Origin of the sequence: Sphingomonas sp. (assembly GCF_036387535.1) — a bacterium.
Taxonomy (GTDB): Bacteria; Pseudomonadota; Alphaproteobacteria; order Sphingomonadales; family Sphingomonadaceae; genus Sphingomonas_R.
In genome coordinates, this window is record NZ_DASVTO010000130.1 from 1 (window position 1) to 25,016 (window position 25,016).

General features: G+C 67.6%; 21 protein-coding genes and 3 pseudogenes. 7 read left to right on the plus strand and 17 right to left on the minus strand.

The window, feature by feature from the left end; genetic code table 11:
* On the minus strand, window positions 1-237 hold a 237-nt coding region (locus VF649_RS11915), incomplete at its 3' end, for a transposase (RefSeq protein WP_331012176.1).
* 408 nt (window positions 238-645) lie between these two features.
* Between VF649_RS11915 and VF649_RS11920 the strand changes: the two genes are divergently transcribed.
* Window positions 646-975 (plus strand): hypothetical protein, encoded by a 330-nt coding sequence (locus VF649_RS11920; protein ID WP_331012177.1) that lies wholly within the window; start codon window positions 646-648, stop codon window positions 973-975.
* 29 nt (window positions 976-1,004) lie between these two features.
* On the opposite strand, the pseudogene VF649_RS11925 reads toward VF649_RS11920, so the two are convergent.
* From VF649_RS11925 to VF649_RS11995, 15 genes and pseudogenes are all read right to left on the minus strand, one after another.
* A pseudogene (locus VF649_RS11925) lies at window positions 1,005-2,211 on the minus strand (IS3 family transposase).
* Between the two features lie 210 nt (window positions 2,212-2,421).
* Window positions 2,422-3,165 (minus strand): queuosine precursor transporter, encoded by a 744-nt coding sequence (locus tag VF649_RS11930; protein ID WP_331012178.1) that lies wholly within the window; start codon window positions 3,163-3,165, stop codon window positions 2,422-2,424.
* 56 nt (window positions 3,166-3,221) lie between these two features.
* Window positions 3,222-3,659: pseudogene (locus VF649_RS11935) on the minus strand (queuosine precursor transporter); the annotation flags it as partial.
* Window positions 3,660-3,712: 53 nt separating this feature from the next.
* Complete coding sequence (locus VF649_RS11940; RefSeq protein WP_331012179.1) at window positions 3,713-5,611, minus strand: XrtA/PEP-CTERM system amidotransferase; 1,899 nt, start codon at window positions 5,609-5,611, stop codon at window positions 3,713-3,715.
* Window positions 5,611-7,134 carry an exosortase A gene (xrtA, locus tag VF649_RS11945; RefSeq protein ID WP_331012180.1) on the minus strand — a complete coding sequence of 508 codons (1,524 nt, stop codon included), beginning with the start codon at window positions 7,132-7,134 and terminating at the stop codon, window positions 5,611-5,613. The genes VF649_RS11940 and xrtA overlap by 1 nt, the downstream gene beginning before the upstream one ends.
* A gap of 14 nt (window positions 7,135-7,148) precedes the next feature.
* Complete coding sequence (locus VF649_RS11950) at window positions 7,149-8,399, minus strand: TIGR03087 family PEP-CTERM/XrtA system glycosyltransferase (RefSeq protein ID WP_331012181.1); 1,251 nt, start codon at window positions 8,397-8,399, stop codon at window positions 7,149-7,151.
* A complete protein-coding gene (locus tag VF649_RS11955; protein WP_414713673.1) occupies window positions 8,396-9,469 on the minus strand; it encodes a FemAB family XrtA/PEP-CTERM system-associated protein in 1,074 nt (357 codons plus the stop codon). Before VF649_RS11955 ends, VF649_RS11950 begins: the two co-directional genes overlap by 4 nt.
* Window positions 9,466-10,311, minus strand: a complete 846-nt coding sequence (locus VF649_RS11960; RefSeq protein WP_331012182.1) for an XrtA system polysaccharide deacetylase — start codon at window positions 10,309-10,311, stop codon at window positions 9,466-9,468. Before VF649_RS11960 ends, VF649_RS11955 begins: the two co-directional genes overlap by 4 nt.
* 4 nt (window positions 10,312-10,315) lie before the next feature.
* The gene (locus tag VF649_RS11965) at window positions 10,316-11,356 is read right to left on the minus strand and encodes an XrtA/PEP-CTERM system-associated ATPase (protein WP_331012183.1); all 1,041 of its coding nucleotides are present in this window, start codon (window positions 11,354-11,356) and stop codon (window positions 10,316-10,318) included.
* Window positions 11,357-11,406: 50 nt separating this feature from the next.
* The gene (locus tag VF649_RS11970; RefSeq protein WP_331012184.1) at window positions 11,407-13,011 is read right to left on the minus strand and encodes a hypothetical protein; all 1,605 of its coding nucleotides are present in this window, start codon (window positions 13,009-13,011) and stop codon (window positions 11,407-11,409) included.
* A 4-nt stretch (window positions 13,012-13,015) separates the two neighbouring features.
* A complete protein-coding gene (locus VF649_RS11975; RefSeq protein WP_331012185.1) occupies window positions 13,016-13,903 on the minus strand; it encodes a hypothetical protein in 888 nt (295 codons plus the stop codon).
* Between the two features lie 11 nt (window positions 13,904-13,914).
* Window positions 13,915-15,465, minus strand: a complete 1,551-nt coding sequence (locus tag VF649_RS11980) for an XrtA system polysaccharide chain length determinant (RefSeq protein WP_331012186.1) — start codon at window positions 15,463-15,465, stop codon at window positions 13,915-13,917.
* A 45-nt stretch (window positions 15,466-15,510) separates the two neighbouring features.
* Window positions 15,511-16,149, minus strand: a complete 639-nt coding sequence (locus tag VF649_RS11985) for an XrtA/PEP-CTERM system exopolysaccharide export protein (protein ID WP_331012187.1) — start codon at window positions 16,147-16,149, stop codon at window positions 15,511-15,513.
* 133 nt (window positions 16,150-16,282) lie between these two features.
* Entirely contained in the window at window positions 16,283-17,530 is a 1,248-nt protein-coding gene (locus VF649_RS11990) for a pyridoxal-dependent decarboxylase, exosortase A system-associated (RefSeq protein WP_331012188.1), read from the minus strand.
* Complete coding sequence (locus tag VF649_RS11995) at window positions 17,527-19,035, minus strand: AMP-binding protein (protein ID WP_331012189.1); 1,509 nt, start codon at window positions 19,033-19,035, stop codon at window positions 17,527-17,529. Before VF649_RS11995 ends, VF649_RS11990 begins: the two co-directional genes overlap by 4 nt.
* 60 nt (window positions 19,036-19,095) lie before the next feature.
* On the opposite strand from VF649_RS11995, the gene VF649_RS12000 reads away from it, so the two are divergent.
* From VF649_RS12000 to VF649_RS12015, 4 genes are read left to right on the plus strand one after another with little or no spacing between them, the layout of a single operon-like run.
* Window positions 19,096-20,109, plus strand: coding sequence for a GNAT family N-acetyltransferase (locus VF649_RS12000; RefSeq protein ID WP_331012190.1), 1,014 nt, complete (start codon window positions 19,096-19,098; stop codon window positions 20,107-20,109).
* 26 nt (window positions 20,110-20,135) lie between these two features.
* Window positions 20,136-20,408, plus strand: a complete 273-nt coding sequence (locus tag VF649_RS12005) for an acyl carrier protein (protein WP_331012195.1) — start codon at window positions 20,136-20,138, stop codon at window positions 20,406-20,408.
* Window positions 20,405-21,094, plus strand: coding sequence for a hypothetical protein (locus VF649_RS12010; RefSeq protein ID WP_331012191.1), 690 nt, complete (start codon window positions 20,405-20,407; stop codon window positions 21,092-21,094). Before VF649_RS12005 ends, VF649_RS12010 begins: the two co-directional genes overlap by 4 nt.
* Window positions 21,079-21,873, plus strand: a complete 795-nt coding sequence (locus tag VF649_RS12015; protein ID WP_331012192.1) for a hydrolase 1, exosortase A system-associated — start codon at window positions 21,079-21,081, stop codon at window positions 21,871-21,873. The genes VF649_RS12010 and VF649_RS12015 overlap by 16 nt, the downstream gene beginning before the upstream one ends.
* A 75-nt stretch (window positions 21,874-21,948) precedes the next feature.
* On the opposite strand, the gene recG is transcribed toward VF649_RS12015, so the two are convergent.
* A complete protein-coding gene (gene recG, locus VF649_RS12020) occupies window positions 21,949-24,009 on the minus strand; it encodes an ATP-dependent DNA helicase RecG (protein ID WP_331012196.1) in 2,061 nt (686 codons plus the stop codon).
* Window positions 24,010-24,085: 76 nt separating this feature from the next.
* On the opposite strand from recG, the gene VF649_RS12025 reads away from it, so the two are divergent.
* Both VF649_RS12025 and VF649_RS12030 read left to right on the plus strand, forming a co-directional pair.
* Window positions 24,086-24,352, plus strand: a complete 267-nt coding sequence (locus tag VF649_RS12025; protein ID WP_331012193.1) for a succinate dehydrogenase assembly factor 2 — start codon at window positions 24,086-24,088, stop codon at window positions 24,350-24,352.
* A gap of 70 nt (window positions 24,353-24,422) precedes the next feature.
* Window positions 24,423-25,016 (plus strand): annotated as a pseudogene (locus tag VF649_RS12030) (transcription-repair coupling factor); the annotation flags it as partial.

Sequence of the window (25,016 nt, forward strand, 5' to 3'; positions counted from 1 at the left end):
CGCGGCGAGCAATTGAACCCAGAACCCCCGCCGCGACCAGCGGTTGAAACGATTGTAGATCGTCGTCGACGGACCATAATCCGCTGGGCAGTCGCACCACCGGCAGCCGACCTTGAGCACGTGGATAATGCCCGAAATCACTCGCCGGTCATCAACCCGCCGAGCGCCAGGCTGGTTCTTTGGCAAATGCGGCTCGATCGCCGCCCACGCCTCGTCCGACAACCAGAACAACGCCATCTGCCGCCTCCACCGTCACACTCTCTGTGAATCAGGAAGATCAGCTCAGATCAATAGTCTGATTGGGTTTGAACCCTAGCAAGCTTCGTCGCACGGTCCAGCTGATGATGACGCGGCCCTACCGACACTGGCTCATCGCGGCGCTCCTTTCCGCCCTGATCTACTAAGCATGGGGCGAGATCACGCGGATGCGGGGCGCCCAAAAGGTGTCATTTCGACCGTCGTAGGAAGCGTGCGGCAACTCCGGTGTCGGTTCTCGCAGTCGAGGTCAGCCAGTTGTCGAAGCGGATGTCAGCGGACGCTTCGATGCACCCTTTGCGTAGGGCTTGTCTTGTAAACCGTATGATAGCGGTTGCCGCGACGCGCAGCTTCACAGAATGGTAGGGCTGGTGCCTTATGGGGTTAAAAATGCTGCTCGCTGTCCTTCTCGCCACTACCGCTCCTCAGGCCGCAGTCACGGTCAACTCTGCCGACCCGACCGCCCTATTTAAGGGTGATGGTGGCGCGTTGAAGTTTGACCCGACATGCCGGGATTATACGCTCGACACTCTGCAATCCAATCCAAGCTGTGCGGCGCGCGTAGCCGAAGCCGCACCTTCATTTGCCATCGCCGCAATGACCTTGAGGTCGTTGCCTGCCAAAAGTGCTGACGTAATTCGCTTGCTGGAACGATCGGCGGCTGCGACCGATAGCCTAGCTGTGCACTATCTCTTGGGTTCCATTCTCGGAACGGCTTGATCTTCCCCCAGTTCGGCGGACACGCTGGGTTAGCCGGTCATGCGCTGTTCGGCTTGTTCGGGCGCAAGATACCCGAGGGCGGAGTGCATGCGGTGTCGGTTGTAATAGCCTTCGATGTATCCGAACGGCGCTTGCCGCGCTTCGGCCTGCGTCGCCCATCGGCACTAATGGACTAACTCGACCTTGAGGGTGTGGAAGAAGCTCTCCATCGGGGCATTATCGTAACAATTGCCGGTGCGGCTCATCGAGGGCGTCGCGCCGATCGCAGCCAAGTGGTCGACATAGGCACCGGCGGCATACTGCGACCCGCGATCCGAGTGGCAGATGAGACCGCGGTCAGGCCGCTGCCGCTGGGCCGCCATCATCATGGCCGCCAGTGGCAACTCCGTCCGCATGTGATCGCGCATCGCCCATTCGACGATCTTGCGGTTTGCCAGATCGAGCACGGCGGCGAGATACAGCCACCCTTCGCCGGTCGGGATATAGGTGATGTCGGCGAGCCAGATTGTGTTTGGCGCGGTTGCCGCGAAGTTCTGCGCCAGCAGGTTCGGCGCAATCGGGAGATAGTGACGACTGTCGGTGGTACACGGTCGGAAGCGGCGCCCTGCCAGAGCACGGATACGATGCCGACGCATCAGTCGTTCGACGCGGCCAGGGCTGCACTGCCGGCCTTCCGCGCGCAGGGCGGCATGCATCCTCGGCGATCCATATCGGCCTTGATGACGGGCCCGAAGTCGGCGCACGTCGGCAAGCAATGCCAGGTTCGCCGTCGTCCGCGCGCTCGGCGGCCGACCGCGCCAGTCGTAATAGCCGCTCCGCGACATGCCGAGCATGCGGCACATGACGTTCACCGGCCAGGTGGACGCATGCTGCTCGATAAAGACGAACTTCATCGCGGCATCTCCGCAAAGCCTGTCCCGAGCATAGTCGAGGGGATGCCGACGGCTTTTTTTAAGATGTCGCGCTCCATTCGCGCGCGGTCCCATTCCCTGCGTAGCCGCGCAATCTCTGACGCCTGATCGGCTGGCGACGTCAGTGCCGATATTGGCGGCTTCGCCGCCGGGCCTACCGGCGGAACGCTGCTATCCCCCATTTGCGCTGCCAACGACGCAGCATCGTCGGCATGATCCCCAGCTCAGCTGCCACCTCGGTCTGCATGCGACCGCTCGTCTCCCACAGCGCGACCGCCTCGCGCTTGAACTCGTCCGTGAACCGACGCTTCGTCCTACTCGCCATCATACACCTCCTGGCGCCGCAGAGCCTATCATCGGTGTCCGTCAAACCGAGGGAAGATCAGCCATCTGCGACGCGCTGAAAGCCATCCTCGAACGGTTCAAGCCAGGTGAATGCTCAAACTATCTCCGCCACTCTGGATACGGGCAATCGTGATCGAGAATGACTCTAAAAGATGCGCGCGCTAACCTTCGCCGCACCTAGCAGATGATGTCAGAGACGTGTCTTGAACGGCGAGAAATCTGTATTCTCATCATACACGTCCACTCCCTCGCGGCGCTTGAGGAAGCCGACGACGGCGTAGGTGACGGGCGTCAGCAGCACCTCCCATGAGACTTTGAGGATGAACTGACTGGCCATCACCTTCATCATCGCGTCGGCCGGCCAGTCCGGCGCACCGACGAATGCAAGCGGATAGAAAAGGAGGCTATCAACCCCTTGCCCGATGATCGTGCTGCCAATGGTCCGGGTCCACAGATGCCGTCCCCGCGTCCAGACTTTCATTTTTGCCAGGACCTGCGAGTTAGCGAACTCTCCCGCCCAAAAGGCGCAGATGGACGCGAGCACGATGCGCGGCACCTGTCCAAAAACGCTTTCGTAGGCCGACTGTCCCGTCCAGCCCACGTCCGGGGGCAATTTCACGACGACCCACGACATGAAGACCATGAATAGCATCGCCACGAAGCCCGCCCAAATACATCGCCGGGCACGGCCGTAACCATAAACCTCGGTCAGCACGTCGCCGATGACGTAGCTGACGGGAAAGAAAAGAATGCCTGCGCCGAACGGCCATTGGCCGATCCAGGGAAGATCAATTACGGCTCGTTTTCCGGCACCGATCACGTTCGACAGAAGCAGGATGACTACGAATGCCACCATTACGAAATCGAAATAGCGCATCGGCCTTTCGACGAGGTCACTCGCCGCGATTTGCTTGATTTGGGAATCGGCGATCATGGCTAAGCCTTTGAAAATGTTTGGCGGCAATGAAAACTGCTAATCACAAAAGGCGTGACCAGCGAATTGGCGAACTCCCCGGCCCAGAAGGCGCAGATCGAGGCCATCACGATCCGCGGTACCTGCCCGAACACCTGTTCATAGGCCGCCTGTCCGGTCCAGCCGGCGTCGGGCGGCATCCGCACCACCACCCACGACATCACCACCATGAACAGCATCGCCGCGAATCCGGCCCAGATGCAGCGCCGCGCCCGCGCATAGCCATAGACCTCGGTCAGCACGTCACCGATGATGTAGGAAACCGGAAAGAACAGCAGCCCCGCCCCGAACGGCCACGGCCCGATCCACGGAAGGTCGATCACCGCCCGCTTGCCCGCGCCGATCACGTTGCTCAGCAACAGGATGGTGACGAACGCCGCCATCACGAAATCGAAATAGCGGAACGACTGCCCCCGCAGCGTTTCGGCCTCCACCGCGACCGGCCTGTTCGGCATCCCGTCCTGCATTGCTGATCCCCCCGGATGATCCGTCGCGGAACAGCCTATCGTCAGCCGCCCGCTCCGAATAGCCGGGTCAGCGATTTCTCCAGCATCAGCAATTGCCACAGCAGTCGGCCATGATCCTCGCGCCCGCTGCGATGCGCCTCCGATATCTGCTGCAACCGGCCGGCGTCGAACCATCCGGTCGCGGCCAGCGTCGATCCTTCACCGATCCGCCTCGCCTCTCCCGCCAGGGGTCCACGAAACCATGCGCTGATCGGTGTCACGAATCCCATCTTGCGGCGATACAGGATATCGTCCGGCAAACGCCGCGCCAGCGCCTTCTTCAACAGCCATTTGCCCTGACCGCGGTGCAGCCGCATCGACGCGGGCAACCGCGCCGCGAACTCGACCAGCCGGTGATCCAGCAACGGCTCGCGCGCCTCCAGGCTGACCGCCATGCTGGCGCGGTCCACCTTGGTCAGGATATCGCCCGGCAACCAGATCTGCATGTCGGCATATTGCGCCCGGTCGATCGCATCGCGTGCCGGCGCTTCGGCCATGGTGCGGACATAGCGATCCTCCGCCCGGTGCCCCGCCAGCGCCGCGACGAAGCCGGGGGCATAGAGCGCGTGGCGATCGCCGTGCGCCGTGATCCCGACCGACGTCGCATAGGCTTCCGCCCCGCTCCGCCCCAGCGACTGCAAGGTGGACTTCGCGCGCAGGAACTGCGGCGCACGCGACAGTTTCGGATAAGCCGCACCCAACCGCCCGAAGATCGGTTCGCGCCACCGGTCGGGGATCAGCCCGCGCACCCGCTCCTCGGCGGCCTGAAACGCATGGCGCCGATATCCGGCAAAGGCCTCGTCCGCGCCGTCGCCCGACAGCGCGACCGTCACCGTCTCGCGCGCCAGTTCGCACACCCGGTAGGTCGGCAGTGCAGAGGCATCGGCGAATGGTTCGTCATAGGCCGCGACCAGCGTATCGATCAGCCCGAAATCCGCCGCCGCCACCGTCCGCGCGCGGTGATCGGTGGCGAAGCGCTCCGCCACCAGCCGCGCATAGCGGGTCTCGTCATGATCGGCCTCGTCGAACCCGATCGAACAGGTCCGTACCGCGTGCGCGCTCGCCTCCGCCATGATCGCGACCACGCCGGATGAATCGACTCCGCCCGACAGAAACGCGCCCAGCGGCACGTCCGCCACCATCCGCGACCGCACCGCATCGCGCAGCCGCGCGTCCAGTTCGTCCGCCAGCGTGGCGGCACTCCCCGTCGCCCGGTCGGCGAAACTCAGCTGATACCAGCGTTGTGGCCGCGGCAACGCCATGCCCCGCCGCACCAGCATATGATGTCCGGCCGGCAGCTTGTGGACGCCTGCCACGATGCAGGCATCGTCCGGAACATAGCCGAACGCCAGATAATCATCGATCGCGGTCGCATCCGGCATCGGCCGTACCAGCGGATGCGCGAGCATACCCTTCAGCTCGGACGCGAACAGCAGCGCGCCATCGGACAATTCCGTCCAGAACAACGGCTTCACCCCGAACCGGTCGCGCGCCAGAAACAGGCTGTTGTCTGCGGCGTCGTGCAGCGCGAACGCGAACATTCCGTTGAACCGGTCCAGGCATGCCGGGCCCCAGCGGCGATAGGCATGCAGGATGACCTCGGTGTCGCAATCGGTGTGAAACCGGTGCCCTGCAATGCTCAGCTCGGCGCGAACCTCCTGAAAGTTATAGATTTCGCCGTTGAACACGATCGTCAGCATGTCCAGCGCCATCGGTTGCGCACCGGCCGGCGTCGGATCCAGGATCGCAAGCCGTCGATGGCCCAGCCCCACCCCGCTCCCCGTCCACACGCCGGACCCGTCCGGCCCGCGATGCGCCAGCACGTCGGTCATGCCCCGCACCCGCGCCGGATCGACCGGCTTTGCGGTTTCGCGGTGGAAGATACCGGCGATCCCGCACATCAGCGTGTCGCCCGGTCCGCCAGCGGCGCGATCGGCCCCAGCGCACGCGCGAACGCATCCAGCGCCGGCCGCGCGCTGCCGTCCTTCGGGGCCTCGGCCGATATCAGGATCGCCACCGCATGCCGCGATCCACCGATCAGCCGTGTGCGCAGCGTTTCCAGCTTCACCCGCGCCGCGCTCCCGGTCGTGATTCCGCCGATGCGATAGAACAGCAGCACGTCGCGCGGCGTATCCCCAGGTCCCACGATCCGCATCGCGCGCCCATCCGCGACCGCCGCGCCATCCGCACCCCAGGTCCAGCGGCTCGCCGGATCGACCGCACCGATGCCATATCCGACCAGTTCATGCCCTTCCGTCTGATCGCCATAGGCCGCGATCGCGAGGTCGACCCTGTGTCCGGCCGCATCGCGGTACCGGACGACGCCCTGTCGGTCGGCGCCCGGAAAGTTCGGGGTCCACGGCAATCCGTCGGTTCGCGTCATCGCTGTCCAGCCCGGCGGTTGCGGCCAGGCGATGGCACCGGGCGCCAGCCGTCCGCCACCCGCCACCGCCGCGGTCCACGCGACCGGCAACGCCGCGATCAGCACCGCCGCAATCGCCACCACCCCCTGTCGCCGCGGATCGGCGACGGGCGCCACCGGCTCGATCCGCGCCGGATCGAACGCCGGATCGGTCGCACCGCGGTCGAACCAGCGCCAGCTGATCGCCAGCAGCAGCGCGATCACGATGCCGAAGAAGAACCAGCCATAGACGACATGATCGAACCCGCCCGCCACCGCCAGACCGGAATATTGCGCGACCAGAATCGTCCCGAACGCGCGCACCCCGTTGGCCAGCACCGGCAACAGCACGGCCGCCGCCATGAACAGCGCGCGTCGTACCGGGCTTCGGAAACACAGATGCGCGGCCAGCGTCCCGAACGCCAGCATCGCGATCAGGAACTTCGCGCCCGAACATGCCTCCGCCACTTCGAACCAGCCACCGGGTGTGGTGATGAACACGCCATCCAGCCGCGCCGGGATACCCCACAGGTGCAGCAATCCCATGCACATCCGCGCGGTCAGCGTCTGCAGCGGCGGCACCAGCCATTCCCCCGCCGGCACCAGGAACAACGCATAGCCGAGTGGAAACAGCAGCCCGCGCGCGACCGCGGGCCCCAGCGTGGCGACCACCGCGCCCTGCACCATCAGCAACAGCCCCAGATGTCGCGCCAGCGCGACGCCGGCCGCCTGCCCCAGCAACCAGCCGCCCGCCCCGGCCGCGACCAGCATCAGCCCCGGCGCCCAGCCCCGCGGCGTCACCCGCGCCAGTTCCGGCGCGCGCTGCCACACCAGCCAGATCAGGATCGGCACGATCAATAGACAATGTTCGAACGTCGAACTGGTCCACCAGATCGCCGCCATCGCGGCGGCATCGCGCGCGAACACCAGCAGGATCGCCAGCACCGCGACCGCCAGCACCGGTATCGCAGTGGTCCAGGCGGCATGCCGCGCGGGTGGGCTTCGGCCGGCCCGGCGCATCATGGCGATCGGCGCGCTCACTCGGCGGCGATCGCGGCCGGGTTGGCGGCTCCGCTCGTCATCCGGGCCAGCGGGGCCAGCACCTGGTCCCAGCCATAACGCTCCACCATCCGCGCCCGCGCGGCGCGGCCCAGGCTGGCGCGGCGGACGGGATCGGACAGCAATGCCCGCACTGCATCCGCCTGCCGTTCCGGACCGGCGACGATCAGGTGGCGGCCGGGCTCCACGTCGATCCCCTCCTGCGCTGCCGGGCTCGCGACCACCGCCCGCCCCATCGCCATCGCCTCCAGAACCTTGTTCTGGATCCCGCGCGCCAGCTTCAGCGGCGCCACCACCACGTCTGCGGCGGCCAGCCACGGCCGGACATCGGGAACCGTGCCCGTCACCTCCACCCCCGGCAGCATCGCCAGCGCCTGCACCGCCGGAACCGGCGCACGCCCGACGATCACGAAGCGCGCGGTCGGAAACCCGCTGCGGATCGCGGGGAACACGCCGCGGGCGAACCCGTCGACCGCCTCGACATTGGGCGCATAATCCATCTGGCCGGTGAACAGCAGCAGCGGTCCGTTCCCGCGCGGCAGCGGCGGCAGCGGCGGCAGCGGCGGCAGCGGCGGCAGCACGGCATCCGGCCGGAACCGGTCGCAATCGATCCCGTTCTCCAGCGCCATCACACGGTCGCCCACGCCCGGGTGGCGCTCCCGAAACAAAGCCGCTTCCGCCCCGCTGACGAACAGCGACAGGTCGGCCCGCTCTGCCATCTGCCCCTCATACCGCGCCAGCAGTCGTCCCTCGCGTGCGTTGATCCTACGCCACAACGGGCCGGCGGTCGCGGCATAGCCGTCGAACTTGGCCGAATCGACGTCGACGAAATCCATCAGGAACCGGGCATCGGCATCGGGCGGCACGAATTGGGCCATCTGTCCGGAAAACGCATAGACGACATCGAACCGCTGCTGCGCGAACAGGCGGGCGGCGGCCTGCCGCATCGCCGCGGCATCGAACAGGGTGAGCGATACCGGCTTGCCCGACAGCACGGCCGACACCGCCGCCCGCGCCCGTCCGCGCCGCCGCACGATCACGCTGGTCGATGCCACCCAGCGCGCCAGCCCATCGGCATGCGCCGCATCGGCATCATCATCGGCAAAGGTCAGCAGATGGACCCGCCCCAGCGCGGCCAGCGCCTTCAGGATGTGAAAGGACCGGATCTTGTCGCCCCGGTCCGGCGGAAACGGCACACGGTGGCACAGAAACAGGATGTCGCGGTTCATCCCAGCCCCCGCGCGATCCACGGGCCGATCCGGTTCGCCACCGGCAGCGGCAACCGCTTCCACAGCGCGATCTTCGCCTGATATTTCGGGTCCAGCGGATTGATCGCGCGCGGCGCCGCGCCCGACACCGCATAGGACAGCGGCTGCCCCGCGAAACCCCAGTTGCGCTTGAACGCGGCCGCCCCGGTCCCGGCCTTGGATCGCCCGAAATCGAACGTCGCGCAACCGCGCGCACGGGCATGCCGCATCAGCGCGAAATACATCAGGTCGTTCGCACGCAAGCTGCGGGCCTCCCCGGTCCCGCCGCCCCAATACGGCATCACGACACCCTGGTGATAGAGGCTGAGCACGCTCGCTACGGGCCGTCCGTCGTGATGCACGGTCAGGATGTCGGCATCCTCGCCGAACCGGTCCAGCACTGCTGCGAACAATGCGGCGGGAAACACCGGCGTGCCCAGGTTGCGGACGCTGGTGGCATAGACCGCATGATGATCCGCCCGCGCCCGCGCATCGCTCGCCGTGGTGACGGTCAGGTCCAGGCCCAGCGCCCGCCGTACCTCCGCCCGCTGCTTGCGCGGAATGGCCAGCAATTCCGTCGCGTCGTCCGCGGCGATCGGACGGGTAAAGCCCAGATAGGTGGCATCGTCGCGGTGCCAGCCCGCCGGCAACCACCCGCCCCGCAACTCGACCGAGGGACAGGACAGCCGCTCCGCCAATGCCAACGCCGCATCGGCCAGCGCCTGCCCGCTGCGATCGTCATCCGCCAGGATCCCGCCCGACACCGCGAAGCCGGTCGATGCCAGCGCGCGACCGAACAACGGCGAATGCACTTCGGTCAGCGGCAGAATGCCGACCAGCACCTCCCCCCGATACGCGCCCAGCAGATGCGGCACCTGTCCGCATCCCGTGCAGACCGCCAGATTCCAGTCCGACAGGTGAAACGGCGTCCCCGCCGGATGTGCCCGCGCATACCGATCGGCCTGCGCCACCGCAGCGGGATCGTCGCCAATCGCCTGCACGCGGACGATCGCGCCGCCCGCACCGATCCCGATCGGCAGCACCGCGTTCACGACAAGGTCGCGGCCTGTTCGGCGGCGACCACATCGGTCCGATCCCACCGAAACTCCCGCAGCAACCGCTCCAGCTTGCCTTCCATCTCCGCCAGCCGGCTGTAATGCCGCAGCTTCGACCGCAACGGCGCCTGCGCCACGCGCGGCTGTTCCGGGTCGATCTCCCACGGGTGGAAATAGAATATCGCCGGCCGCCCCTCCTGCCCGTTCGCGCGCCGGATCGCCCAGCGCGAAAAGGCATAGGGCAGCAGCCGGAAAAACCCGCCTCCGCCCGCAGCCAGCGTTCGCCCGCCGATCCGCGCGGTGGTCACCGGCAATTCGATCAGCGCACTGTCCGCCAGCGGTCGCCACACATGGCGCGGGCTTTCCGGCCAGCCATAATGATCATGCTTCACCGGCGCGACGCTCGATGAATAGGCATAGCCGGCCTCGGCCAGCACGGCATGCGCCCACGGCGTTCGCGTATCGATCGAAAAACTCGGTGCGCGGTACCCGGTGACGCGCGCGCCGCCCGCATCCTCGATCGCCGCCCGCGCCTGCGCCAGGTCGGCGCGGAACGCATCGGGGGTCAGCGTGAACACGCGCTTGTGGTCCCAGCCATGACTGGCGATCTCATGCCCCGCCGCCACGATCTTGCGGATCAGCGCCGGATGCCGCGCCGCGACGCAGCCCAGCGTGAAGAAGGTGCCCTTCACCCCCGCGCGGTCGAACAGCGCCAGCACCGCATCCCCGTTGCGCGCGACTCGATCCTCACACGACGCCCAAGCATCGCGTGCAATCACGGTCTCGAACGCGCCGACCTGGAACCAGTCCTCGACATCGACCGACAACGCATTGCGCATCGGCTCAGGCCGCGCTGGGGCGGGCACGGTCGCTGCGCGTCGCGGGTGTGTCGGTCTCCACCCAATCCACCAGCAATCCCAGCACGCGGTGCAGCGCGACTTCCAGTTCCGCCTGCCGCGTCTCGATCGCGGACAGGCGGATGTCGGGAACGGGATCGGTCCGCAGCGGCGTGACCGATGCGCTCCGCCGCGGCTCCGCCATGACGTCATCCGTCATGATCCGCGCGCGGTTGGCGTCGCCGTCCATCTCCGCCGCCACCGCATCCACCAGCGCGGCGTCGATCACCGCGCGCCCCTCGACCGATCCGGCCAGCAACACGCGCCCCGCAATCTGGTTCAGCTTGCGCGGCACCCCGCCGGAATGGCGGAAGAACGCGTCATAGGCGTCGCTGGTGAAATCCGGATTGCCCGTCCAGCCCGCGCGCGCCAGCCGGTGCAGCATATAGGGCCCGACCTCCGCCTGCCCCATCGGGTCCAGGTGATGCGTCGCGATGATCCGCTGCCGCAACTGCTCCAACCGGTCGGACGATTGCAGCTGTTCGCGAAACTCCGGCTGCCCCAGCAGGAAGATCTGCAGCAACGCCTCTCCCCCCGCCTGGAAATTGGACAGCATCCGCAATTCCTCCAGCGCAGGCAGCGTCAGATTTTGCGCCTCGTCGACGATCAGCAGCGTCCGTTTGCCGATCCGCGCCTGGTCGATCAGGAATCGCTCGATCCGGTCCAGCAGGCTCGCCTTGCCCAGCCCCTGCACCGATATCCCGAACGCCTGCGCCGCCAGCGCCAGCAGCGCGTCGCCATCGACCTGCGTGGACACCAGCTTGACCGCGGTCAGCCGCTGCGCATCGATCGTCGCCATCAGATGCGCGACCAGCGTCGTCTTGCCCGCGCCGATTTCCCCGGTGATGACAATGAAGCCTTCACCCTGCGCCATGCCATAGCCCAGATACGCCATCGCCTTGCGGTGCGTCGCGCTTTCGAACCAGAACTTCGCGTCCGGCGTCAGCTGGAACGGACGATCCGTCAGGCCATAATGGTCTTCGTACATCTTCGCGTCTCCTGTGCGGGTCCATACCCGCACAATCCTTAACGATGGGCCTAGAACTGGTAGCGTGCGCCCAACAGCAACTGGCCGGCTATGTCCGTGTCATAGTCTTCCTGGTCGGTGGCGTATATCGCGACGGTCGCATTCCCGCTCAACCGATCGGTGATCCGCCGGAAATAGCTGCTGGTTACACCACCCGTCAGCACGCCGTCCGCGCCGGGCAGTCCGCTTTCGTACCAGGCGACGAAGATCTGGTTGGAAACCGACGAACGGTCGTCGATCGCCAGCGCGGCATTGGCCTGCGCGATCACGCTGCGGTCGGTGACATTGGCTGCGGACAGGCCGTTCGCGATCAGGATCGGCCCCAGATAGCGCCGTTCGTCATATCCGATGCCCAGCCCGACCGTCGTCCGCCCGCGCGTCGCCGAATACAGGGCGTTGATCCCGCGCGACCGGTAATTGGAGGTACTCGCCGACTGGAACGCCGTGTTGAAACAGCCGCCGGTGCCCTGATCCCCGAACACGCACCCGTCGAACCGGTTGTTGAGCCCCGTCCGCGGCACTGCGAACTGCGTCGGCAGCGCGGACAGGCTGTTCCCGATGGACCGGCCGAAGCTGTCGATCCCGTTATAGACGCCGATCGTGATGCCGCTGCGCGAATCGAACTGGTGCACGAACGATCCGGTCGCGGCAAACTGCCCATATCGCTTGCCCACCGTCGCGGTCAGGGTCGTCCGCCGGCCGGGACGCCAGATCACGCCCGCGTCGTAGAACAGCCCCTCGAAATCATAGCCGATCTGCCGCGGGGCCGCGCGGTCGGCGACGTAGCGCCCGCGGGAATCAATGACCGGCAGCCCCGCGGCGGTCCGCTGCACCGCCTGCTGCGAAATCTGGATATCCTCATATCCGACGCCAGCAGTCAGCGCGAGCGTCGGCGCGACCGGCACCACCACCTGCCCGCGCACGAAGCCGTTTTCAAACCGCTGGTCCAGCGGCCGGGCGTCTTCACGCACATAGGATCCCGACACATTCCATCCGAACGGAAGCTGCCCCGGATCCATCCCGACGCTGCCGCCCAGCGTGTGGCTGATCGAACGGTCATAGCGGTTGAGCGCGAACTGCCCCGCGCCCAGATCGCCGCCCCCGAACCCGTTATCGGTCTTCACATAGCCGAACCGGTAGCTGGCGGCCACATCCAGCCCGCTCACCCGCGTCGCCAGGCTGGGGCCGACATAGCCGCCATAGACCTGCGCGACATTGTTGCCGCGACCCAGGAAATCGATGCCGCCGCCGCGCGGGTCGACCCGCGTTCGCGTCGCGATCGCGCCCGCCTGCAAGGTCAGCAGGTTGGGCACCAGCTGCACGCTTCCGCGCGCAATCCCGCTGTGCGTATCGCTCGGCACCGCGCCATCGCCACCCCACGGAATGCGGCGCTCGTAGCGGTAGCTCAGCGTGCCTTCCAGACGCCGGCCCGACGCCCCCGCCTCCACCCCGGCGGACAGCGCGGTATAGGTCAGCACGTCGCGGTCGCCGCTGATCGGCACGTCCAGCACCTGCTGCACCTCGATATACGGCGCGACATAGGTTCTGGCGGTCGCCGCCGATGCGGCGGCCAATGCGGTGATCGCCAACAGGCGAGGCAGGACGGTCAAAATCATGCCGTCAGCCCTCATGACCATAATAGGATCCGAACCGTCGCCCGCCGGACGCCATCGCGGTCGCGTTCAACAGCAACCGGATGTCCCCGCATCCGCCCAGCAACGCCACTGCTTCGCGCAGTTCGACGTCGCTGGTCCGATCCGCACGCACGATCAGCATCACGCGCCCGACATGATGCGCCAGTTCCGATGCCGGCGACGCCGCCAGCGCGGGCGGGGAGTCGAAGATCAGGACCCGGTTCGGCCGCCGCGTCACGATCCGGTCCAGCACCAGCCGGGTCCGGTCGGATGCCAGCAGCTCGGTCGTGTCATTGCCCGGCCGCCCCGCCGGCAGCACCGACAGATGCGGGACGTCGGTGCGGATGATGCAGCCCTCGACGTCCAACGCGGGGTCGGCGATCGCGTCCATCAGCCCCGGGCCATCTTCCAACCCCAGCAGCGCGAGGATCGACGGTTTGGCGACGTCGGCATCGACCAGCAGAACCTCGAAATCCTTCTCCGCCGCGACGGACAGCGCCAGGTTCACCGCGCAGAACGTCTTGCCCTCGGCCGGCAGGGCGGATGCCACCAGGATCATGCGGTCGCGGGCGATGCTGCCGGGCGCGGTCGCGGCCTGCAGCAATTGCCGCTTTACCAGCCGGAACTCTTCCGCCAACGCCGTGACCCGGTCGTCCAGCAGCGCGAAGCCCGCCGCCGCCAACGCGTCGCGATCGATCACCCCGCGCCGATTGGGCAGGGGCGGCGGCGACGCATCGGGTCCGCGCTCGCCCACCGGCGGCTGCGGGTCCTGCACCGGTGGCAACCCGGCGATGGGCGCCCGCGCGCGCACCGCCGCCTTGAAGTCATAGACTTCGGCGGCGCGTTCGAACAGCGATCGGCCCGGTTCGCTCATCTGCACGTTCCTCATGCCACCATCCCGCGCTGGATGAACTCGATCGCCATCAACAGCAGGAAACAGGCGAACAGCCCCCCCACGCCGCCGGCGAAGCGCATCAGATATTTGCGGCGGAGCACCGCCTGCGCCGGCGTCACCACTTCGGATACCGCGCCCAGCACCGGCAATCCGGTCGCCGCCGCCAGCTTGGCTGCGGTCGGATAGGTGCTGGTCAATTGCCCCTTGGCGAAAGCCACGCCAATCCCCGCGCCCAGCGCGACGATCAGGATGCCGATCAGCAGCAATGGCCGTTTCGGCGCGGCGGGCACCTGCGGCGCCGACGGCGGGTCCATCACCTGCACACGCACCGCGTCAGTCTTCGTGCTGACATCGGACCGCAGCTGGATCTGCTCCCGGTCCTGCAACAGCTTGTCATATTGCGCCTTCAGCACGTCATACCCGCGGTTCAGCCGGTCCTGTTCGGCCGCGACACCGGGTTCGGACGCCTGCTTCGACGTGAACGCCGCCATATCGGCCTGCAACTGCGCCCGGCGCGATGCCAAGGCGGATACCGTCGCCTGGCGATCGGCCTGCATCGACCGGAGCGAGGCATAGGCCGGATTGGGCATGCTGCCGGCCCCGCCGCCGCCTGCCGCCTCGCGGGCGGCATCGGGCCGCAATCGGGCGATCTGTGCACGCGCGGCGATCACGTCGGGATGCTGATCGGTCCAGCCGCGCGCCGCGGCGTCGCTCAGCTGGGCTTCCAGCGCCGCGATCCGGCCGCGCGCTCCGCCGATCGGCACCCCGCTGCCGCCATAATTCGGCGCGGCGATCGTCGCGGGGGTACCCGCCATCTGGCCGCTCATCGCCGACAGGGCACTGCGTGCAGCGATCAGCTCGGAGTCGATCTGGTTCAGTTCCACCCGCGCCTGTTCGGCACGCTGTTCGAACGATCCCACACCCGGCAACAGCCCCATATATTTCTGCTGAAACGCGACGCGCTTCTGCTCCGCTTCGGACAATTGCTGTGCCCGCCGCGCCAGTTCCTGGTTCAGGAAGGTCAGCGTCGCGCCGGCTTCGGCCTGGCTCCCCGCCACATTCTCGCTGGCGAAGATCTCGACCAGTTGTTGCACGACCTGCCGCGCCAGCCGCGCGTTGCTGGCATCGGATCGGCCGCCGCCGCCGATCCGCGCGCTGATCTCGAACAGATTGTCCGGCAACGCCTTCACCGTAACGGCCTGCCGCACCATCCCGATATTCTCCGCCATCGCGGCGTCGGTTCCGGCCGTATCCATCAGGTCGGTCGCCAGAACCACCTTCTGCAGGTTCGTCACCGACAGCAACGCCGATCGGACGCGATCGATATCCCCCTGCTGGTCGCCCGCGCTGATCCCGACCGCATCGGTCAGCATCGACTGGTTCTGCACCTGAACCCGCGCCACGCTTTCATAGCTGTTGGGGATCAGCGCGATGATCAGCCAGCCGAGCAGCGCGACACCCCACGCGACCGCCAGCGCCAGCCAGCGCTGCCGCCAGACCGCATGCAGCGCGATCTTCACTTCGTCATAAAGGCCGTTCATCTGCCGTCGCGCTCCCGCCCTGTTCCGTTCCGCCCGCGCCGCGGATCAGAACATGCTTTCGGGAATGATGATGACGTCGCCCGGCTGCAACGCGACATTGGCGCTGGCATCGCCCTGCTTCAGCAGCTTGCCGATGCGCAGCCCATATTCGGATTGCTTGCCGGTGGTGCGGTCGAACCGGATCAGCCGCGCCTTGTTGCCTGATGCGAATTCGCTGAGACCCCCGACCGCGATCATCGCATCCAGCAGGGTCATGTTCGCGCGGTACGGGATCGACGCCGGCTTGCCGGTCGCGCCGACCACCCGGACCTGTTGCGAAAAGGTGCCGGAAAAATTGTCGACGATCACGGACACCAGCGGTTCCTTGATATAGGTCGCCAGCCGGTTCTTGATATCGTCCGACAGTTGCGCCGGCGTTCGCCCCACCGCGGGCAGATCGGCGATCAGCGGGGTGGTGATGCGGCCATCGGGGCGCACCTGGACCTTGCCGCCCAGTTCGGGGTTGCGCCATACGAAGATCGTCAGGCTGTCCAGCGGACCGATCACATAATCCTCGCTCGGCCCCTGCGCGCCCGTCACGAATGCGGCCGGCGGCAATTGCGGCGCGGATCCGGTGGCGCAACCGCTGACTGCCAGTACGAGCATCAGGGCCATGGGCAAGACGGGCAGGGTCTTCTGGTTCATGGTCGTCGACACCTTGGGGCTGCAATGGCGATCGGGATCGCGCAGGGAAGACATTCGAAATGGCCGATACAGGTGAAGATACGGTTAGGGGCAAGCGATTGTTCGGCCTGTTCACCCGATCTTTACCATCTATTCACGGCTGCGCGCGATCCGCATCGACCAGAATCTGTTCCGGCGCGGGATGCCCGAGAAAAGCCGCCGGGCTCGCGGTGGCGCCGTAGGCGCCCGCCATGAAGATCGCGACCAAGTCGCCCACGTCCGCATGCGGTAACGCGACCCGGTCGGCCAGCCGATCGAGCGGGGTGCAGAGGCACCCGACCACGCTCGCGGTTTCCGCCGGCTCCATGCCAAACCGCGTCGCGATCGCCACCGGATAGTTGCGGCGGACCACGGTTCCGAAATTGCCCGATGCCGCCAGCTGGTGGTGCAACCCGCCATCGGTCACCAGAAAGGTTTCACCATGGCTGATCTTCCGGTCCACGATCCGCGTCAGATAGACGCCCGCCTCACCCACCAGCCAGCGCCCAAGTTCGATCGCGAACCGGGTCTCGGCCAGTACCGGGTCCCGAGCCGCCAGCGACGCCGCCAGCGCCGCCCCCACCGCGCCGATTTCCAGCGGCCGTTCGCCCGGGAAATAGGGGATGCCGAACCCGCCGCCCAGATTGACCAGCGGCGGCACCGCGCCGCTGTCCCGGCCGATCCGCGCCGCCAGCGCCAGGGCGGATCGCTGTGCATCCGCGATCGCCGCCGGATCGAGCGCCTGCGATCCCGCAAAGATATGCAGGCCGCGATATGTGGCGCCCGCCGCGACGATCCGACGGATCAGCGCGGCGGCACGGTCCGCATCGACCCCGAATGGTTTGGCGCCGCCCCCCATCTTCATGCCCGAACCGCGCAGATCGAAGTCGGGGTTGACCCGCACCGCCAGCCGCGGCGTGCACCGTTCGGCCGCCGCGATCGCCAGCGCGCGCTCGGCCTCGCCCTCCGATTCCAGGTTCAGCGTCGCGCCCGCCACGATCGCCGCGCGCAGTTCGCGGTCGCGCTTGCCCGGTCCCGCGAAGCTGATGTGATCCGCCTCCGCCCCGCATTCCAGCGCGATGGCCAGTTCGCCCGCCGACGCGATGTCGATCCCGTCGACCATCCCGATCATCGCGCGCAGCAATGGCGGCCAGGGGTTTGCCTTCATCGCATAATGCAACGCCACGCCAGCCGGCATCTGCCGCCGGAACGCCGTCACCTGCGCCCGCACGCGCGCTAGGTCATATACGAACAGCGGCGTATCGCCGGCCGTCTCGATGTGCTGCTCCACGCTCTGCCCGGCGATGTGCAGCATGCCGTTGTCGCTGTCATATCCAGCGGGGATCGTTCCGGCGGCTTTCATGCCCCATGGTCCTGTTTCAGTGCGGCGCGATCCAGCTTGCCGTTGGCGTTACGCGGCAAGTCGTCGCGCCATACCACATGCTGCGGAACCATGAAGTTCGGCAGGTCGCGCTTCATAGCGGCCAGCAAGCGCGCGGTATCGCCGTCGCCGCGCGCGATCAGTAGCACGGACTGACCCAGCCGGTCGTCGGCCAGCGCCAGCGCCACGGCCTCCGCCGCGCCGGCGGCGACCGCGGCCTCTTCCACCTCGGTCGGGCTGATCCGGTTGCCGGCCGACTTGATCATCTCGTCGTCCCGCCCCACGAACCGCAGCAGCCCGTCCGCCCCGCGCATGACCGTGTCGCCGGACCAGACCGCGGTGCCGCCCAGCATCGATCCGGCCGGGGCCGGGCGGAACCGCAGCGCCGTGCGCTCCGGATCGTTCCAATAGCCCCCCGCCACCAGCGGCCCGGCATGCACCAGCTCGCCCGCCGCGCCATCCGCCGCGATCGTGCCGTCGGCCGCCACCACCAGCACCTCCGCACACGGGATCGCCACACCGATCGAATCCGGATGCCGGTCGATCAGTGCGGGGTCCAGATAGGTCGACCGAAACGCCTCGGTCAGCCCATACATCGAAAATAGCCGCGCGGCGGGGAACAACGTCCGCAACCGCCGCACCAGCGGGATCGACAGCCGTCCGCCAGTATTGGTGATCCGCCGCAGGCTGGGCGCCCCCGTCTCGGGCCACCCCGCCTCCACCAGTTGCACCCATAGCGGCGGCACCCCCGCCAGCGTGGTGATCCCGTGCCGCCCCACCGCCTTCACCGCATCGCCTGCGGTCAGATAATCGAGCGGATAGACACAGGCTCCCGCCGCCCAGGTCGCCAGCAACTGGCTCTGTCCATAATCGAAGCTCAGCGGCAGCAGCGCCAGCACGCGATCATCCGCCGCCAGGCCCAGATAATGAGCGACCGATACCGCCCCCAGCCACAGATTGGCGTGGCTCAGCATCACGCCCTTCGGCCGCCCCGTCGATCCCGACGTATACAGGATCTGCGCCAAAGCGTACGGATCGGCATCCGGCCGCGATGCGGCCAGCGGCGTCCGCTCTCCGGACAATGCCGCTTCGTCGATCAGGACCGCCCCGGCGGCATCCCCCGGCTCCAACGTCGCGATCCGCGCCGGCTGGCTGATCAGCAGGACCGCGCCGCTGTCGGCCAGGATATGCGCGACCTGCGCCCGCTTCAGCAACGGGTTGATCGGCACATGCACCACCCCCGCCCGCGCGCACGCCAACGGCAACAGGCACGCCGTCCGCGTCTTGGGCAGCCAGCATGCCACCCGGTCGCCGATCGTCGCATGGTCCAGCAGCATCGCCGCCAGCATGCCGACGGCGCGATTCAGGCCCGCATGATCCAGCGCGCCGGTCCGATCGACCAGCGCCGGATCGCCGCCACGCCCGCGCAAGGCCAGCCGGTCGAGCCGTTGCGGGACCGGATCGGGACCATTAACCGGAACTTGCACGCTTCCTCCATATGGCAAGACCGCAGGCGCTTCGCCGCCGCCGCGAAAGGGATTAGCGCGATGCACCTTAACGTTCACCTCTATCGCGATCTCGATGCGGTAGCGGACGACGCCGGCGAAGCCTTGGGCCGCGCCGCGCAGCCGCATATGTTCGATCGGCTGGACTGGTTCCGGCTGGTGACGCGGCATCTGCCCGATGTCCAGCCGGTCGTGATTTGCGCGGTTGATGGTGCCGCAAAGGCCTGGCTGTTTCTCGCCGATCGCGGGCATGGCCGTGCGGACGCGCTTGGCTGCTGGTACACGCTGGCCTTCGCGCCGGTGTTCGCCGGTATGGGTGTGCATGACATCCTGCTCGCTGCCTGTGCCAAGGAAGCCGGCCGGCATTTCCATACGCTGACGCTCGCTCCGCTGACGGGCGGCGATCGCGACCGTTTCGAACGCGCCTTCGCCGCCACCGGCTGGCGCGTGATCGCGACACCTGCCACCGTCAACCGCCAGGTAGCCGTGACCGGGAACTTCGAAAGCTGGTGGGCCACCCGCCCCGGCAAGCTCCGCAACACCGCGCGTCGCAAGGCCAAAGCCTCGCCATTCCGGATCGAGATCGCCAACGGCTTCGATCCCGCGCTGTGGTCCGCCTATGAAACCGTCTACGCGGACAGCTGGAAAGGTGCGGAAGGATCGCCGGCATTCCAGCGCGCGCTGGTGCAGCAGGAGGGCGCCGCCGGAACGCTCCGGCTGGGTGTCGCCACGTTGCACGATCGGCCGGTCGCCGCGCAATATTGGCTGGTCGAACACGGCCGGGCGACGATCCACAAGCTCGCTTATGCCGAATCGGCCCGTGCGCTGTCGCCCGGCACGGTGCTGACCGCAGCGATGTTTCGCCATGTGATCGATCAGGACCGACCGACGCTGATCGATTTCGGCACCGGGGATGATCCCTACAAGGCGGACTGGATGGACATGCGCAACATCCTGTGGCGGCTTGACCTCTACCGCCTGTCCAGCCCCACCGGGCTCTACGGATATGTCCGCGCCCGGGCCGCGGCGCTTGTCCGCGCGCGCAGAGGCGGTTAGGGCGTCCGACCGAACCCGGGAGACGGATATTGAGCCAGGACGCCGCGATCATCGAGACCACGCTCCGATCGGTGTTGACCGACGCGCTGGGCATCGCGCCGGCGCGCGTGGCGACCTTCGTCGAAACGACTCCGCTGTTCGGTGCGTTGCCCGAACTGGATTCGATGGCGGTCGCCGGCCTGTTGACGGAAATCGAGGATCGGCTCGGCATCGTGATCGAGGATGACGAGGTCGATGGCGAGATGATGGAGACGTTTGGCAGCCTTCTGCATTTCGTGCGGAACAAGGCATTGCCGTGACCGATGCCGTTGCGCAGGTCGCACGTCTGGAGGTGCGGGGGCGCGAGGAATATCTGCGAATCTGTGGATCGGGCCGGGGCACGGCGATCCTGCTGATCCCACCCTTGTTCGGGGAGATGAACCGCTGCCGGCGCCTGCTGTCGGACGTCATGATCGACCTGGCCGCGCTCGGCCGCGGCAGTGCGCTGCCTGACCTGCCCGGCACGGCGGAAAGCCTGACCGCAATGGCCACGGTGACGCTGGACGACTGGCGGGCGATGATCGCCGGCTCCGCTGCGCTGCTCCGCGCCGCTACTGGCCTGCCGCCCATCCTGGCCGCCTTCCGGGGCGGCGCCGTCCTGGACGACGCGGCCGATGCCGTCGGCCGCTGGCGCCTGATGCCGGTTGACGGCGCCACGATCCTGCGCGACCTCGCGCGGGCGCAGCGCATGACCGCGGCGCCCGCATCCGCACCCCCGGGGTTCGCCGGCATCCCGCTCGACCCTGCATTGGCCCGTCCGCTCGCATCCGCCGTTCCGCTGGGCCAGGCACGGGTGGCCCGGCTGGACGAAGACCCCAAGGCCGCTGACGCTCGCATCGCCGGATCACCGCTATGGCGCCGCGCCGAACCCGGCCGTGATCGCACCATGGCGGCGCAGATCGCTGAGGACATCGATCGGATGGCACAGACATGCGCGCTTTCCTGAGCTTACCCTGCGCCGGCGCGGACATCGCAGCGACCTTCGACGATGCGGCGGGATCGACCGGCCTGCTGATCGTCGGCGGCGGAACTGAGATCCGCGCGGGCGCTCATGGCGGCATGGCGCATCTGGCCGCGGCGGTTGCGGCGGCCGGCTGGCCGGTGCTGCGCTATGATCGCCGCGGCGTTGGCGACAGCGGCGGGGACGATCCCGGCTTCGCGGGCAGCGGCCCAGACATTGCGGCCGCCGCCGCCGCGCTCCGCCAACGCCTGCCCGCGGGGGGCAGGATCGTCGGTTTCGGCCTGTGCGACGGCGCGTCCGCGCTCGCGCTGCATCACGCGGATGCGGGTATGGACGGGCTGTTGCTCGCCAACCCCTGGGTGGTCGAACCGGTTGGCGATCTGCCGCCGCCGGCCGCGGTCCGGGCCCATTATGCGGCACGGCTGATGGATTGGCGCTTCTGGAAACGCGCGCTCACGGGCGGGGTCGATCTGCGCAAGGCCGCACGCGGCGTCGCCAGCCTGGGCGCCACCACGGATACCAGCCTGTCCGGCCGCATCGCCGCCGCGCTTGATGCTGGCGGCCGTCCGCTCGCGATCCTGCTCGCACGGGGCGACGGCACCGCAATTGCGTTCGACGACGCCTGGAACGGCAAGACCTTCGACGCGCTGCGCGCCCGGACGGAGGTGGTGCGCATCGACAGCGCCTCCCACACCTTTGCCGCCGGCGATGCCGCGATGCTGTCTGCGTTCGTCATTGCGGGCCTGGAACGCGTCCACGGCTAAACCACGACGGCACAAGGCAAACGCGTCACATACAGTTCCGTTTGGTAGAGAAAATCCGTCTCGGATCATCATGCTCTAACCCGATCGCAGCAACCCCACCGCCGCATCGCGTTCGAACAGATAGAGCGCCACTCGCGCCGCCTGTCCGCGCGGACCATCCAGCCCACCGTCGCGGTCCACCAGCAACCGCGCGTCCGCCGTCGCGGTCTCGATCAGCGCGGCCGTCTTTTCCGGGTCCGCCAGCCGGAACTGCGCCTCCCCGGATTGGCGCGTGCCCAGCATTTCGCCTGCCCCGCGCAGCCGCAGATCCTCCTCGGCGATCCGGAACCCATCATTGCTCTCGCGCATCAACGCCAGTCGGGCGCGGCTCGTTTCGCTCAACCCGTCCCCGCGCAGCAACAGGCAGGTCGACTTCCCGCTCCCCCGCCCGACACGGCCACGCAACTGATGCAACTGCGCCAGTCCAAAACGATCGGCCGCCTCGATGATCATCAGCGTGGCATTGGGCACGTCGACGCCGACCTCGATGACCGTCGTCGCGACCAGCACCTGCGTCTCCGCCCGCTGGAACGCTGCCATCACGGCGTCTTTCTCCGGCCCTTTCATGCGGCCGTGGACCAGCCCGACCTTGTCGCCGAACCGCTCCTTCAGCAACGTCGCCCGGCTCTCCGCCGCCGCCAGGTCGCTGACCTCGCTGTCCTCGACCAGCGGGCACACCCAATAAGCCTGGCCCCCCTTCTCCATATGCCGGCCCAGTGCGTCGGCAACCTCGTCCAGCCGCGCGCCGGACAGGACCCGCGTCTCGATCGGCTGGCGCCCCGGCGGCATTTCGTCCAGCCGGCTGACGTCCATCTCGCCATACTGGCTGAGCGTCAGCGTGCGCGGGATCGGCGTCGCCGTCATCACCAGCAGATGCGGCGGACGCTCCGCCTTCGCCTGCAACATCATCCGCTGCGCCACGCCGAACCGATGCTGTTCGTCGACCACCACCAGCCCCAGCCGGCGATAGGCGACCGCCTCCTGAAAGATCGCGTGCGTCCCGATAAGGATATCGATCGATCCGTCCGCCAGACCCATCAGCGTCGATTCGCGGACCCGCCCCTTGTCGCGCCCCGTCAGAATCGCGACCGTGACCGGCAAGCCTGCCAGCGTTCTGGTAAATGTCGCATGATGCTGCCGCGCCAGGATCTCGGTCGGCGCCAGCAACGCCCCCTGCGCGCCCGCTTCCACCGCTGCCAGCAGGGCCATGGTCGCGACCAGCGTCTTGCCCGATCCGACGTCCCCCTGCAGCAGCCGGGTCATCGGCCGCGGCTGCGCCAGATCGCCCTCGATTTCCGCGATCGCGCGCGCCTGCGCCCCGGTCGGCGCATAGGGCAGTTTCAACGCCGTGCGCAGCCGCCCGTCTCCCTGCAACGGCAGGCCCTTGCGCCGGCGGGACGACGCCCGCAGCAGCATCAGCGCGAGTTGGTTGGCAAACACCTCGTCATAGGCCAGCCGCTCCTTGGCGATGGCATCGGACGGATCGGCGTGGGCCCGCACCAGCGCGGCGCGCCACGTCGGCCAGTCCTTCGTCGTCAACAGACTGGGTTCGATCCATTCCGGCAATTCCGATGCGCGCGCGATCGCCTGCGCGACCAGCGCCTGCAAGCGCCGGTTGGTAAGGCCCGCGGTCAGGGCATAGACCGGGTCCCGCGGCGGCAGCGCCGCGGCTTCCTCCGGCGTCATCACGTCCGGATGCACGATCTGCAGCCACTGGTCGTACTGCTCCAGCTTGCCCGACACCGCACGGGTTTCACCGATCGGCAGCAACGCCTTCGCCATCGCGGCATTGGCGCGGAAGAACACCAGCGCCACGCTGTTGCCGGCAGCATCGGTCGCGATCACGCGCGACGGACTGCGCGGACTGGTCCCGATCCGATATTCGTTCGGCGTCACGACCGCGGTTACCACCCGGCCGACATCGGACTGGTCCAGCGCAGTGACGGCCGTGCGGTCGACATAGCCCGTCGGCAGATCGAACAGCAGGTCGACGGCACGCGTCAACCCCAGTTTGGCCAGCGGCTTCGACAAGGCGGCGCCGACGCCCTTCAGCGACTCCACGTCTACGAACAGCGGATTGAGTATATCGGGGCGCATGACTATCTGCATGCCCATAGCCTCCGCCGACGACGTTCGCCAAGACGTCCGCCGGTCTCTTTGTGTTGGGAACCCCATGGACGTGCAGACCCGCATCAAACGCCAGCGTTTCCGGGCCTGGCACCGCGGCACGAAGGAAGCCGATCTGATGATCGGCGGCTTTTTCGATCGCGAACATGCCGGCTGGACCGCCGAACAGGTCGATTGGTTCGAAGCCCTTCTGGATGAGGAAGATGTCGAGATCATGGGTTGGGCGCTCCGCACCATCCCCGTGCCGCCGCGCTACGAAGGGCCGATGATGGAGCGGATGCGCCGGCTGGACTATATTCCCGTCGCGGAATGATCCTTCCTGCCTTTTCGCCTCCCCCACCCGTTCGGAATCGGCATGACATGCCGCCCAGCGAAAGTCCTGAATGCCCGACCTTCATCGTATCCTGACGGCCAAGCGCCCCCTGACCCTGTCCGGCGTTCCGTCCGGTTTCCTGCCGTCCCTCGCCGCCGATCTCGCCCGCGCGGCAAAGGGGCGCGCGGTGCTGGTGACGTCGGACGAGGCGGCGATGCGGGCCGTCGCGGACGCCGCAATCTGGTTCGCGCCGGAACTGGAGGTGATGCAGTATCCGGCCTGGGATTGCCTGCCCTATGACCGCGCTTCGCCCTCGCTGCGTGTCACCTCGGAACGGCTCGCGGCGCTGCATGCGCTGCAGGTGAAGGGCACAAAGCCGCAACTGCTGGTCACTACCGCCAACGCCGCGACGCAGCGCACGCTGACACCGTTCCGGGTCCGGCAATTGGTGGCGAAGCTGGCACCCGGCGAACGCATCGGGCGGGACCGGTTGGCCGCCCTGTTGCAGGCGAATGGCTATGTCCGCACCGATACGGTCGCCGACGCCGGCGAATATGCGGTGCGCGGCGGGCTGGTCGATCTCATGCCGTCCGGGGCGCTCCATGCCCTGCGTCTCGACTTTTTCGGGGACGAGATCGAAAGCGTGCGCCAGTTCGACATCGCC